General features: G+C 44.1%; 11 protein-coding genes. 3 read left to right on the forward strand and 8 right to left on the reverse strand.

Features of this window, described 5'->3' with window-relative positions; genetic code table 11:
• Positions 1–183 precede the first annotated feature (183 nt).
• The 5 genes from IWT5_RS11510 to IWT5_RS11530 all read right to left on the reverse strand — a co-directional run bounded on the left by IWT5_RS11510 (position 184) and on the right by IWT5_RS11530 (position 5,030).
• Positions 184–435, reverse strand: a complete 252-nt coding sequence (locus IWT5_RS11510; protein WP_089089485.1) for a type B 50S ribosomal protein L31 — start codon at positions 433–435, stop codon at positions 184–186.
• A 105-nt stretch (positions 436–540) separates the two neighbouring features.
• On the reverse strand, positions 541–1,821 hold the full coding sequence (gene murA, locus IWT5_RS11515; RefSeq protein WP_089110082.1) for a UDP-N-acetylglucosamine 1-carboxyvinyltransferase: 1,281 nt from the start codon (positions 1,819–1,821) through the stop codon (positions 541–543).
• A 222-nt stretch (positions 1,822–2,043) separates the two neighbouring features.
• A complete protein-coding gene (gene pyrG, locus IWT5_RS11520) occupies positions 2,044–3,654 on the reverse strand; it encodes a CTP synthase (protein WP_089110083.1) in 1,611 nt (536 codons plus the stop codon).
• 249 nt (positions 3,655–3,903) lie between these two features.
• The gene (rpoE, locus tag IWT5_RS11525; RefSeq protein WP_089110084.1) at positions 3,904–4,542 is read right to left on the reverse strand and encodes a DNA-directed RNA polymerase subunit delta; all 639 of its coding nucleotides are present in this window, start codon (positions 4,540–4,542) and stop codon (positions 3,904–3,906) included.
• 44 nt (positions 4,543–4,586) lie between these two features.
• Entirely contained in the window at positions 4,587–5,030 is a 444-nt protein-coding gene (locus IWT5_RS11530) for a YwiB family protein (protein ID WP_089110085.1), read from the reverse strand.
• Positions 5,031–5,268: 238 nt separating this feature from the next.
• Between IWT5_RS11530 and IWT5_RS11535 the strand changes: the two genes are divergently transcribed.
• The 3 genes from IWT5_RS11535 to yidA are packed head-to-tail and all read left to right on the forward strand — an operon-like array spanning position 5,269 to position 8,294.
• Positions 5,269–6,093 (forward strand): lipoate--protein ligase family protein, encoded by an 825-nt coding sequence (locus tag IWT5_RS11535; RefSeq protein ID WP_089110086.1) that lies wholly within the window; start codon positions 5,269–5,271, stop codon positions 6,091–6,093.
• A gap of 24 nt (positions 6,094–6,117) precedes the next feature.
• The gene (locus IWT5_RS11540; protein WP_089110087.1) at positions 6,118–7,467 is read left to right on the forward strand and encodes an HD domain-containing protein; all 1,350 of its coding nucleotides are present in this window, start codon (positions 6,118–6,120) and stop codon (positions 7,465–7,467) included.
• Positions 7,468–7,487: 20 nt separating this feature from the next.
• Positions 7,488–8,294, forward strand: a complete 807-nt coding sequence (gene yidA / locus IWT5_RS11545) for a sugar-phosphatase (protein WP_089110088.1) — start codon at positions 7,488–7,490, stop codon at positions 8,292–8,294.
• A gap of 81 nt (positions 8,295–8,375) precedes the next feature.
• Here the strand turns inward: yidA and IWT5_RS11550 are convergent, their stop codons facing one another.
• The 3 genes from IWT5_RS11550 to IWT5_RS11560 all read right to left on the reverse strand — a co-directional run bounded on the left by IWT5_RS11550 (position 8,376) and on the right by IWT5_RS11560 (position 13,181).
• Positions 8,376–8,726 (reverse strand): DUF3899 domain-containing protein, encoded by a 351-nt coding sequence (locus IWT5_RS11550; RefSeq protein WP_225360284.1) that lies wholly within the window; start codon positions 8,724–8,726, stop codon positions 8,376–8,378.
• Between the two features lie 69 nt (positions 8,727–8,795).
• Positions 8,796–10,679 (reverse strand): DUF2207 domain-containing protein, encoded by a 1,884-nt coding sequence (locus IWT5_RS11555; protein WP_159459331.1) that lies wholly within the window; start codon positions 10,677–10,679, stop codon positions 8,796–8,798.
• Between the two features lie 165 nt (positions 10,680–10,844).
• Positions 10,845–13,181 carry an ABC transporter ATP-binding protein/permease gene (locus tag IWT5_RS11560; protein WP_089110090.1) on the reverse strand — a complete coding sequence of 779 codons (2,337 nt, stop codon included), beginning with the start codon at positions 13,179–13,181 and terminating at the stop codon, positions 10,845–10,847.
• Positions 13,182–13,458 lie beyond the last annotated feature (277 nt).

Genomic DNA, 13,458 nt, shown 5'->3' on the forward strand with positions numbered 1-13,458 from the left:
CGGAAATTTAGAGTAAGAGTACTTTATACCTTGCACATCAAAACTAAAAAAGTCCTAATCACAAAATAGTGATTAGAACTAATTTAAGAAATTTACCAACAACAGTTGTCAAAGAGCCCTTTTATTCCCCTCAAATAAAAAAACCACTCACCCTAATCAAGGTAAGCGGTCCACTAATTAATGTTAGTCGTTTTTTAAACCGTACTTCTTGTTGAAACGATCCACAGCACCATCTGCTTGGGCAAACTTTTGCTTACCAGTGTAGAAAGGATGTGAGTCAGAAGAAATTTCAACACGAATCAATGGGTAAGTGTTGCCATCTTCCCAGTCGATTGTTTCTTCAGAAGTTGCAGTTGAACCTGACAAAAACTTGTAGCCGGTACTTGAGTCTTGGAATACCACTTGGTGGTAATCTGGATGAATTCCTTTTTTCATAATTGTTTCGCTCCTTTGCCCTGAATCATGTACTGAAACAGAGATTGATTGTTATCGTCAACCTAAATAGAATATCATAAGAATTAGTCTAATTCAAGTCAACACTTACAATTCTTCTACTCGATTGCTGTCTTCAATTTTAATATCAGCATTTAAAGCCGTTAATTTTTCAACTATGCTGCCATAACCGCGCAAAATGTTATCTGCACTCGTAATCGTCGTTGTCCCTTCAGCCATCAAAGCTGCAATCATCAGTGAGGCACCTGCTCTGATCTCACCAGCGTCTACGGTAGCACCAGTTAAGTGGTCAGTGTGATCCACCACGATCATGTCCTTTTCAGGACGAATTCTAGCACCCATCTTCTTAAGTTCCGGGACGTGCTTCAGCCGTTGAGGGTAAATCGTATCAACGATGACACTGCTGCCCGCTGCCTTTAATAAGAGCGGCGTGATCGGCTGCTGAAGATCAGTAGCGAAACCAGGGAAAGGCATGGTTTTTACTTCGATTGCCTTTAAGTTGTCAGATGGGCCAACATAAGCAGAATCTTCACCGATCTGCAGATCAACACCCATTTCAATCAGTTTGGCCGTAAATGATTCCAAATGTTCAGGAATAATATTATGAATTGTGACACCATCACCCATGGCAGCTGCCATGGCAAGATAAGTGCCCGCTTCAATCCGGTCAGGAATAATGGTATGAACGTTAGTGGCACGAAGAACCGGTACCCCTTCGATCCGAATAACGTCGGTCCCAGCACCACGTACATGGGCGCCCATGTTATTTAAAAAGGTTGCAATATCGATGATTTCAGGCTCTTTAGCCGCGTTTTCAATGGTTGTCAGCCCGTTTGCTTTAACAGCAGCCAAGATCGTATTGATTGTGGCACCAACGGAAACAACGTCCAGAAAGATTCGTGCCCCGTGCAGCCCTTTTTCGCCTGTGGTGATGCGAACTGTCCCATGATCATCTTCGACTTCTGCACCTAAGGCCTTAAAAGCCTTAATGTGCTGATCGATCGGCCGTGGTCCAATGTTGTCGCCGCCGGGAAAGGTCAGTGTGGCTCGCCCAAAACGGCCTAGCAACGCACCCATAAAGTAATAGGAAGCACGAAGACTTTTAATGGCTTTACTAGGCATTGGTGCCTCAATGATTTCAGTGGGATCAATCGATAATACGCCATCTGCAAACTCAGAATGCACATTCATGGACTCTAAAATCAGCATCAGATTATGCACATCGAGAATATCTGGTACCATATCAAATTTAACCGGTGTATCTGCCAGGATTGCCGCTGGTATTAGTGCGACCGTGCTATTTTTAGCGCCACCGATGTTGACGCTGCCTGACAGGCGCTGTCCACCGTGGATTATCATTTTTTTCATGACGTCATTTTCCTCTACTATAATGTCGTGCTTGAAGCAGTCTTAACTAATCATAAATAATGAACAGTTAAAATACAATAGTTTAACGTCGATTCCATGAAATTGTAATATTTGAGGCCCCTGTATCGTTGAAAATTTGCTCAAATAGCAAACATTCGTCCGATTAGATAAACAAAGGCACACGATCTTACTGACCGTGCACCTTAAAAATACAGTTAATCCTTATTTTTCATCGTGTTGATGATTGGCTGCTGCTACAAAAGCCTTGAACAAACCTTCAGGGTGATTTGGCCGTGAAAGAAATTCGGGGTGATATTGAGCTGCAACAAAGAACTTGTTCGTTGGCAGTTCAATGACTTCAACCAAGTGATTGTCAGGTGAAGTGCCAGAGAAAACAAGGCCCTTTTTGCTCATTTCATCACGGTAGGCATTGTTAAATTCGTAACGGTGACGATGCCGTTCTGAGATTTCTGCTTGATTTTCATAGGCGGCTGCAGTAACGGTGTTTGGCGTTAATTTGCATGGATAAGCACCTAACCGTTGAGTACCACCCATATCCACAACATCCGTTTGATCAGCCATCAAGTCGATGATCTTGTGAGTGGTGTTAGGATCCATTTCAGTCGAGTTGGCATCGGCGTAACCAAGCACGTGACGGGCAAATTCAACACTGGCCATTTGCATCCCAAGGCAGATCCCTAAGAATGGTAAATTATTTTCACGCGCATATTGGATGGCGGTGATCATCCCTTCAATACCGCGATCGCCAAAGCCACCAGGAACCAATAAGCCATCCGCATCCTTTAGCGTTTCCGCCACGTTGTCAGCCGTGACCTTTTCCGCATCGATCAACTGCAGATCAACCTTAGCATCCAGTGGATAACCGGCATGCTTCAAAGCTTCTGCCACCGAAATGTAGGCATCTTGAAGACTGACGTACTTACCAACCAACGCAATCGTGATTGTTTTCTTTAAGTGATTGATTTTATCGATCATGGTTGACCAGCCTGCCATATCAGCAACTGGTGCTTTGACACCAAAATGATCAAGGACTAGCTGATCCATGCCCTGTTTTTGAAGCCGTAGCGGCACCTCATAGATGGTTTCCACATCCATAGATTCGATAACAGCTTCTGGTTTAACATCACAGAATAACGCAATCTTGCTTCGCATCGCATCCGTGATCGGCTTTTCAGTTCTCACCACTAAGATATTAGGTTGAATCCCCAACCCTCTTAATTCACGAACACTGTGTTGCGTAGGCTTAGTTTTCATTTCACCAGCAGCATGCAAATATGGAATTAAAGTCGTGTGGATGTAAATGACGTTTTCATCACCGACTTCAGCTTTCATCTGTCGAATGGCTTCTAGGAACGGCTGGGATTCAATATCCCCAACAGTCCCGCCGATTTCAGTGATGACGATATCGGCCTTTAAAGTTTTCCCTGCCCGCATAATCTTTTCTTTAATCATACCAGTAATATGCGGAATCACTTGAACGGTTGCGCCTAAGTAATCACCATGGCGTTCTTTTTCTAGCACTTCTGAATAAATTTTACCAGTTGTGACGTTAGAATACTTGTTGAGGTCATTGTCAATGAACCGTTCGTAGTGGCCGAGATCCAAATCAGTTTCAGTCCCGTCATTCGTAACGAAAACTTCACCATGTTGATATGGACTCATCGTTCCGGGATCGACGTTAATGTAAGGATCAAATTTTTGAATAGTCACATTTAACCCACGGTTCTTAAGCAGACGTCCAAGAGATGCTGCCACAATTCCTTTACCAAGTGAAGAAACCACACCGCCAGTTACAAAAATATATTTGGTCATTGTATAACTCCTCATAGATTAGTTTAGGGAAACAGTCGTAAACCAATAAAAAACTCCCTATTCATAATGAATAGGGAGCGGTTGTTCCGAACGTTGACCCTACGATTCCTCGTAGGGTGCCCAAAAAACATAATAACAAGATGTCACTTTCACGTCAAGTCCAGGCACTTAATAATTGCGGGTAACTAAATGACGTGACAAAATCCGAGGCATTAAAAAAACTCAGCTAAATTAGCTGAGTCAAAAAAACTACTTGCCTGATTTCTCGTCGTCATCATCGTCGTCGAAATCATCATCATCTTCATTAAATTCTGACAATTGACCTTCAATACCATCTGGCATGCTGTCGTCATCGTCGTCATCATCACCGTCATCGATATCAGCTAAATCATTCTTGTATTTACCAAGTTCTTTAGTATCATCGTCGGTGTCATCATCGTCATCATTGTAATCAGCATCAAGATCGTCATCATCTACATCAACGTCGTCTTGATCTTCAGGATCGTCGTCATCGTAATCAATGACGTCATCATCATCAGCCGAGTCAGCTAAGAAAGCATTAACTTTCTTGTGCTTCTTCGTCTTAGGATGTTCCTCATCTTCCTCTGCACCAACCGTAGCTTCATCGATTGATTCGAAGGGATACCAGGTCCGTAAACCCCAGACGTTATCACCTAACGAAATGAAACTACCGTCAATGTTCAAATCAGTATAGAACTGAGAAAGCCGCTCGCGAATTTCCTTATCCGAGTCGCCCAGGTATGCCTGAACCTCATTGGCTAAGTCAACAAACGGCATGGCATCCCCACGTTCAGATAAAATGGCGTGAGCTACTTCAATCATCGATAATTCGTTTTTGTTTTGGCCTTCTAAGACTTTTAATTCCAAACTGGTGCACGTCCCTTCCACAGTCTACGAATCACTATACTCGATTATACCGTAAATTGCAATCTAATCTCGTAATTTCCTAATAATTGTTCGCCGGCATAAAGTAGGTAGTCAATTGAAGCTGAACCGCCAAACGGCCGTTCATGAAAGCCTACCCGCAGCTGCGGCGTTACCGTTTCAACCGGCATTAAACCATACGGTGTCCGGTACGTCGCCCGAATCCGTTTGCCCGCACTAAAATGCATGCGCAAGCGATTAGTCCCGTTTCTAGTCAATGTGACATCACCATTGGGCAAAAACTTAATCGTCACGGGCACACTGCCAGCTTCATCTTCAGAAGCTGGTTCCTGATACCTCAAATAAATCGTCTCACCAATTTGAACAATTTGACCTTCAACATCGATTGCATAATCAGATGATTGGCCATCTTGCACGGTATGAGTCGTTAAGTGAATGCCAACTGGAATACTGGTTGACAAGTCATCCATTGCAACCCTTCCTTTCCATTTTTAATACGCTGTGTTCATTATAACGCTTTTAATCAAGAATTTGCATGATTAAACTCCGCTGTCACTGCTGCCTAATCCTTTAACCAAAAAGCGTTAAATTAACCTGCAGCATCACGTTTTAACAGTTGAAATAATGGGCTAGTCCAAAATTAGTGACGGCACACTTGATTTCCGTTATAATGATAAAAGACTTGTTCTTAATTCATCGAGGGATATTATGAAAAAACAAACGTTATTCTCATCTCTACAAGTGATTGATACACCGTTAACCAGTGACAATAAATTAGCCGCGTTTGGTATGACCAACGCACTATTGGATCTGTGCGGTGACACCGACCAAGCATTGCTGCATTTTTGGACGTTGCCACCAACTTTGATCCTCGGTCTAAAGGACCGTCACCTCCCTGAACTGGCAGCCGCTTTAACCACGGTAGCCAGCAATGGTTATGACCACTTCATCCGCAATTCTGGTGGGCTGGCCGTTGTCAGTGATGGCGGTGTTTTGAACGTTTCACTGTTCATTCCGCAAACTAGCTCAGAACATTTATCCGTCAATGACGGCTACGAGCTGATGAAACAGTTGATTCAGCAAACCTTTCCCAGCCTGCCCATTGAAAGCTATGAAGTGACTCATTCGTATTGTCCGGGTGACTATGACCTGAGCGTCAACGGTCAAAAGTTTGCTGGTATTTCCCAGCGGCGCACGACAAAAGCACTCGTGGTCATGGCCTATGTTAGCATCCTTGGCGACCAGAACTTTCGTGGCGAACTAGTGCGTGATTTCTACGACACTGGATTAGCAGGGCATTCTAACGAGCTCGGTTTCCCCGATGTCTGGCCACAAACCATGACCAATATCGCTGATGCTATGCACCAGCCGCTGACCATTGCGGAAGTTAAAGGGGCCATCTTAGCAGCCTATGAGCAACAGGAAGTGCAGCTTGATTCAACCACTCTAATGACCAGTACACAATCACCTGAATTTCAAGCAACTTACAACAAGGAACTTGCCAAGATGCAAAAAAGACAGCTTGGCATTTAACGTTTAATAAAAGGAGGCAATAAATTGCCATATCAAGCAGAACGATTGCCTCGAGAAAAGGTTTTCCGCGATCCCGTTCACAATTACATTTATATTCAGCACCGGCTCATTTTAGATTTGATCAACACCAAAGAATTTCAACGGCTCCGACGAATCAAACAGTTGGGGACTGCTTCGTTGGTCTTTCACGGCGCTGAACACACCCGTTTCACTCACTCACTGGGTGTCTATGAAATCACGCGGCGCATTTGTGATAACTTTCAGCGCAACTACCCCACGCAAAAGCCCGGCGATGGCCTATGGGATGATCATGAACGTCTGGTGGCATTATGTGCCGCCCTGCTCCATGACATTGGTCACGGCCCGTATAGCCACACCTTTGAGCACATCTTTCAGACTGACCATGAAGCCATCACCGTTGCAATCTTAACCTCTCCTACAACTGAGGTTAATCAGGTTCTTCGGAGTGTCAGTCCGGAGTTCCCTGAACAAGTGGCATCCGTGATTAAAAAAACGTACCCTAATCCGCAGGTTGTTCAAATGATTTCCAGCCAAATTGACGCTGACCGGATGGACTATCTGCTTCGTGATGCCTATCATACCGGCACCAAGTACGGTACGTTTGACCTTACCCGGATTCTGCGGGTCATGCGACCGTATAAAGATGGCATCTGCTTTGAAATAAGTGGGATGCACGCGGTTGAAGATTACATCGTCAGCCGGTTTCAAATGTATCAGCAGATTTACTTTCACCCCGTTTCCCGGTCAATGGAAGTCATTTTAAGCCATCTGCTGAGACGGGCGAAGAAAGACTATGAAAAAGCCAGCAATAAAAACGAAGCGGCCGCACCCTATCTACTCTTTCCGTTCTTCAACCATGAGTTCAATCTGGATGACTACCTGCTACTTGATGATGGCACGCTAACCACCTACTTCGCTCACTGGCGGCAATCAACCGATCCGATACTGGCTGATTTAGCACACCGGTTCTTGGACCGTAAGCCTTTAAAGTCAGTTAAATTCGACGATCAAACTCAGGCTAAGATTCCTGAACTGCGGCGCTTGATTGAAAAGGCCGGTTTTAATACAACTTACTATACGGATACTAATAACAGCTACGATCTGCCTTATGACGCCTATGACCCTAAGATGAAAAAGCCAATGACTCAAATCGAGCTGATGCAATCTGATGGCCAGCTCATTGAGCTTTCTACTGTCAGTGCATTGGTCAGTGCTATCACTGGCAAATTCTCTGGTGATCAACGCTTCTTTTTCCCCAAGGAAATGCTGACCCCCAAGCAAGGCAACGTTGAACTTTTCGATCCCGTCTATAAGGCCTTTCAGGCTCATTTGCATAACGACTACATCATTTAAATCATTAAGGAGTTTTTCACATGGCAATCAAACTTATCGCAATTGATATCGATGGCACTTTAGTCAACAACCGTAAGCAGCTCACGCAGCACACAATTGACACGGTCACTAAAGCCCGTGAAAAGGGCATCAAAGTTGTGCTGTGTACGGGTCGTCCTATTACCGGTGTGGCGCAATATCTTGAGCCACTGAATATTAGTGGCGATACCGAATACGTGGTCACTTTCAATGGTAGTTTGGCCCAAACTATTTCTGGCACACCAATTGTTAGTCATAACATCACCTTAGAAGACTACATCGATTTGGAGACCGTGGCTCGCAAAGCAAATATCCACTTCCACATGGAAACCTTAGATCACATTTATACGGCCAATCGCGATATCAGTCCATACACGGTAGCTGAATCATTTCTCGTCCAAATGCCGATTCGCTTCCGGATGCCTGAAGAGATTACTGACGAACTCACTATTTCAAAAGGGATGTTCGTTGACGATCCCAAACGGTTGGCACCATTCATCAAGAATTTCCCTGAAGAACTAAAGGAACGATTCTACGTGGTTCAAAGTGAGCCCTATTTCTTTGAAGCCATGAACAAGAACGCCAGCAAGGGTAATGCCATTGCTGAACTGGCAGCCAAACTAGGTTTTGCCGCTGACGAGGTAATGGCAATCGGCGACCAAGGCAACGATTTAACGATGGTTAAATTTGCGGGTACCGGTGTGGCCATGGGTAACGCGATTGACGACATGAAAGCAATCGCGCAATTTGTGACTAAGACCAATGAAGAAGATGGCGTCGCTTACGCCATTGAAAAGTTTGCCCTTTAATCCGTAAAACAGTCAATCTAACTTCAGTAACTAAAAACGGTTAACAATCAGTCATTACCGAACTGATTGTTAACCGTTTTTTTAAATCGTTGCAACAATGCCCAGCACGATGAGTCCGATGGCATTGATCAAACAGAACCAAGCATATTGATTAACGACCACTGGGCCATTTTTTAATCGCGCAACTTCTCGCGCAGGCACTTTCTCTTCTGGCAATGGTTCTTCATCTTTTCGCCGGCGTCTACGCCAGCCAGCAAACAAATGGCCCTTCTCCAAAATGAAAAAGGCAGCGCCCACTAAAAAGACTAATCCTAGCATGAACCAAATATTTGCCACCGTCATCAACGGTTGCCATGGCAAAGCTAAAAGCCCAGCAACTACAATGATGATCAACGTTAGAATTGCCCAACGAACCCGTTTTACTTTTTTCAATTCATCTCACCCGTTCAACCCTTATTACGTTCAAGCATAGTGAAGATTAAGCCCTAGCGCAAGCTCTTTTTAGAATGCACCGCCGCCGGAATCGCCGCCGAAGCCACCAGAATCGCCACCGCTGAAGCCACCGGAATCACCGCTACCTGAAGAAAAATCGCCACCTGATGAACTGCTATCAATACTGGCAGATGTGAAAGCTGACGTAAATGCAGTACTGAAATCAGTTCCGGCATAACTGTCGTCCAAATACATTGGGTAATAAGTTTGGAAATATGGCGTTAATTCTGCAACACTGAAGTTAGCAGTCATTGCTTTAAGTACGCGCTTCGCGAGGCCAAAAGCAACTGCATAAGGCAGCATCTGTTCCCAGAGAATTAAATCGCCCACTTGAGACCGGTCAAATTGACCAATATCATGTAGCATGCTGCGAAAATTACGAATTTGCCCAGCGGCATCTTCACCCGCCTGATTGTAATGGGAAACGTGACGCATATGTTTGACGGCCACCACGGTACTAATGACCATCAAAGCGAGACTGGCAATGATGCCAACAACTCGTAGTAATGGCACCGTAAAGAACAGCGCTGCAATCAAACTGACAATACTCAAGATCACATTAAAAACGATTAGTAGCCAGCCACTAACCCCCACATCATCCGTTTGATGATTGAAGAATCCCAGGGCTTCGGTTTTTTGATAGCGAGCTTTCTGCCACGCCGCAAATTTTCGCCTTAAGGTCTGCGTATCCGGATGATACCGCCGATAATTATCAATATCATTCAAGGTAAACGACCGCTTTGACTTGTCCCCCTTACCGACCGTACTCAATAAGAAGGCTAATAAATCATCAGCTTGATGTTCAGGTTTCAGCTCAGGTGTCTCTGTTATGCGGTAAGTCGTCTCCGAAATATCCGCGACCGTTTTACCTTGTTCGGCCTCAATCACAATTTCATGATTGGCTGCCAATTCCATCAGCCAAGCAGTAAAGGCCTTCGTATCCGGCTCACTCTGTGTCAAAAGACTTTGGCTGGTTACCGCAGAATAACTCGGAATCTCAAAGTTATGGACCTTTGGCACTGCTTTGACCGGTAACCCAACGTGTTTTTTGAACCAGTGCATTGTCCGTAATAGATACCCAATCCCAATTCCGAGTGCTATAAGCATCACGGCTAATGGCATCAACTGCGATTGAAGCCGTTTAAGATTAGCCTGCTTGGCCAGTTTAGCCTCCTGTTGTCGAACCAATGCTAAATGTTTCTTGGTGATAGTTCTTGGATTAGCCGCCGTTACCGAGGTTGGAAAAACCATATGGCTCTCAACGAAAGTCTTCGCTGGAACCTTAGCAACCGTCATCACAACCTTACCAGCACGTTTGTTGACCTGTGTATGACCGCTAAGAGGGCCGTGTGTCCAAGCCTGTAATTGCTGAACGTTTTTGGCAGGCAGCTGCACCATAATTTGGACATGTTTAAGTGGCACCGTCCAGCCGCGGCCAATAATTTTCCAATTCAGTTCGGCGGTATCAGCATAGTTAATAACGACGTGCCGGATGCGATAGTGATAAACGTAAGTTACCGATTCATCGTAGGCCAGATGATAAACCTTAATTTGATAATTTTGATTTGAATCAGAAGTTTCAAAAGTATTTTCCGCGCCAGGATTTTTCTGACTGGCTGCAATTTTATCCCCATCATGTAAGATGAACACACTTGGCTTGCCAACGATGCCGCCAGTACCGGCATAATCCTGATTAAGGAAAACACCATGGTATAAATCATCAAACCGGTATTGGATTCGCTGTGTGACATTTGCATCGCCGTTTTTTTCAAGGTTAACGTTGATCCGGTACCGATTAATATGGTAGCCGGATGCCGCAGCCGTACTGCTCCCCCATCCCAAAAACAGTACCGTTAAGATAGTTGTTAATACAAAAATCAGTCGCCTTTTCATTTTAATCCCCCCAGTTCTCTCCATCATTTTATCAAACAATCCTTCATTTGACTGCTTAAATTTGGCCAATCACTCGAAATAGCCAACAGCAAAAAGGGCTGACAAACACCAAGCCATATCTGCTAGTGTCGGTCAGCCCTTTTACTGTTAAACAACGATTATCTTTTACTCACTTCTTAGCGCGGTTGCAGCATCCTTCTTAGAAGCCATCCGTGCCGGAATATGTCCACCTAAAATGGTCAGCACCGTGCTAACAATAATCAGAGTCACAGCTGCCCACAAACTCAGTTGGGCAACGTGGTTCAGATTAGTTAGATTTTTAATGACTGCATTAATTGGGAACGTCGCCAACCAGGCAATGATAATGCCAATCAGTCCTGAAGCAACACCCAAAATCGCCGTTTCCGCATCAAAGACCCGCGTGATATCCTTCTTCCGTGCGCCTAAGGCTTTTAAAACCCCGATTTCTTTGGTTCGTTCAAGTACAGAAGTGTAAGTAATAATACTGATCATGATCATACTGGTGATTAACGAAATTGCAGCAAAAGCAATTAAAACGTACGTAATCGCGTTCATTAACCCACCTGTCAGTTTGGAAACGGAGCCGGCCATATCAGTATAGATGATCTTGTCAGCCTTTGATTTGCCTTTGTTATAGCCATCCAGATATCTCAGCACCTTATCCTTGTTTTGGAAAGTGTTGGGATAAATCATGATGCTAGACGGTACCTTAGCGCCACCCAATGCCGAGATCACTTGATCTTTAGCAGTACTGCCATTTAAGTTTTGGCCAGTTAAGACATTTTTTGAACTGGCTTTTTGCGCTTTAACGATCTTAGAGTCAGCATTTTGCGCGACCATCTGCTTGGTCAACCGATCACTGTAAACAAAGCCGGGAGCAAGGATATTCTCCTCATTAGCCGACTTAACGCGTAACACGCCAACGACTCGTAAGGTTTTACTGCTAGAGTTGTTATACATCGCCTTATAATTATTGTTTGGCAAATACATACCCATTTGCTGGGTATAGTAAGTGTCGTTATTAACCGCCTTAAAGGTGGTACCAACAATTTTATTGAAATTAACTTTCTGACCGTTTTTCACTTTAAAGCCTAGATTTTTCAACGCATTGACGTTAGTCGAATTATCCTTGTTGGTAATCAGCACAACGTCCGTGGCTTTACTTGGAAATTGACCAGCCAGAGCTTTGTAATGTTTGTGCAGAAAACTAACTTTACCGGTGCTATCGGTTGGGTAGGAAGAAACGCCAACCCCCACCGAACTGGCCATCATGCTCGAATAATCAGGACCATTCGCCTTCTTTTGATCCTGATTAGACAGCTGAACAGGCTTAATCTTACCGTTCACATTGCGGACTAGATTCATCCCAGTGGTGTAGGTGTAACCAATGTTTTTCCCATATTTAGGATTTAGTTTTTGGACGTAGTCGACGTATTGCTGAGAAATTTTGTTGGTGTGCTGTGCCTTATCAGCCTCACTCGTTTCAGCAATTACAGCCTGATCCTTGGAAAACTTTTCCTTATTCTGACCGCCGTTATTGGTACCGTTTTGTGACGATGCCACTTGTGAAATTGTCACTGGATACTGTGCCAACGTATTCGACTGGGTTTTATCAATTTGCTTTTGGAAACCGTTAGATAAAGCGAGCACAATGGCAATGCCAATGATGCCGATACTAGAAGCAAAGGCCGTTAAAAAGGTCCGCCCCTTCTTCGTCCGAATATTTGTAAATGACAGTTTCAACGCGGTCCAGTACGTCATTTTAGTCTTCTTCAAAGCAAATTTTTGATTGTCATCCTGTTCATCGTAAGGAGCCGAATCAGACTGGATTTTCCCGTCGGCAAAGCGAATGATTCGGTCGGCGTATTGATCGGCCAACTCAGGGTTATGGGTCACCATCACCACCAGCCGCTCTTTTGACAGGTCTTTGATAATCTGCATAATTTCCTGACTGGTTTCCGTATCCAGAGCACCAGTCGGTTCATCACAAAGCAGAATTTCAGGATCGTTGGCAATCGCCCGAGCAATGGCTACCCGTTGCATTTGGCCACCAGAAAGCTGGTTCGTCTTTTTATACATATGTTCTTCAAGACCGACCCGTTTTAGAGCCGTGATTGCCCGTTCTTTTTTCTCAGCCGTGGAAACGCCACTCAGCGTCATCCCTAATTCAACGTTATCTATGATGCCGAGATGACCAATCAAATTATAGCTTTGGAAAATAAAACCAACCGAATTGTTTCGGTAAGCATCCCAGTCTGAAGCCTTAAACTCTTTGGTAGACTTACCTTTAATGATTAAATCTCCGGAATCATAAACGTCCAAACCGCCAATGTTATTCAATAAAGTCGTTTTCCCAGACCCACTGGGCCCCAAAATGGCCACAAATTCCTGTTTTCGAAAAGCGACCGAAACATCGTCCAGTGCTTTCGTAATGGTATCCCCAACGTGGTAATACTTTTTTAAATGTTTAAGTTCTAGCATATCTGTACCCTCCATACGGTAAAGGCGATTGTCGATTCTTATTGACTACTTCCGTGCTGATCTCACAAAACGTTATTTAAACAATATACCCCTCAATCCTAATTGTTGGCAAGCTGACTGAACAAGTATTAATGATTAACTATTTTTCATTCTTTATTAGGCTCTACAATATCTGTTGTTGGTAATAGATTCTATCTATTACTGATAACAGATTTTTTGTACACTATTAACTAATAACAAAACGGGCATTCCCGCCCGTTCATTAAAATCAACCACG

The sequence above is a fragment of the Secundilactobacillus mixtipabuli genome, from assembly GCF_002217925.1.
Taxonomy (GTDB): Bacteria; Bacillota; Bacilli; order Lactobacillales; family Lactobacillaceae; genus Secundilactobacillus; species Secundilactobacillus mixtipabuli.

What these genes read in the sequence shown, in the direction of transcription:
- IWT5_RS11530 (WP_089110085.1), bottom strand. Translation starts at nt 5,030, where the DNA reads ATGGATGACTTGTCAACCAGTATTCCAGTTGGCATTCACTTAACGACT.
- IWT5_RS11555 (WP_159459331.1), bottom strand. Translation starts at nt 10,679, where the DNA reads ATGAAAAGGCGACTGATTTTTGTATTAACAACTATCTTAACGGTACTG.
- IWT5_RS11560 (WP_089110090.1), bottom strand. Translation starts at nt 13,181, where the DNA reads ATGCTAGAACTTAAACATTTAAAAAAGTATTACCACGTTGGGGATACC.
- IWT5_RS11535 (WP_089110086.1), top strand. Translation starts at nt 5,269, where the DNA reads ATGAAAAAACAAACGTTATTCTCATCTCTACAAGTGATTGATACACCG.
- yidA (WP_089110088.1), top strand. Translation starts at nt 7,488, where the DNA reads ATGGCAATCAAACTTATCGCAATTGATATCGATGGCACTTTAGTCAAC.
- pyrG (WP_089110083.1), bottom strand. Translation starts at nt 3,654, where the DNA reads ATGACCAAATATATTTTTGTAACTGGCGGTGTGGTTTCTTCACTTGGT.
- IWT5_RS11510 (WP_089089485.1), bottom strand. Translation starts at nt 435, where the DNA reads ATGAAAAAAGGAATTCATCCAGATTACCACCAAGTGGTATTCCAAGAC.
- murA (WP_089110082.1), bottom strand. Translation starts at nt 1,821, where the DNA reads ATGAAAAAAATGATAATCCACGGTGGACAGCGCCTGTCAGGCAGCGTC.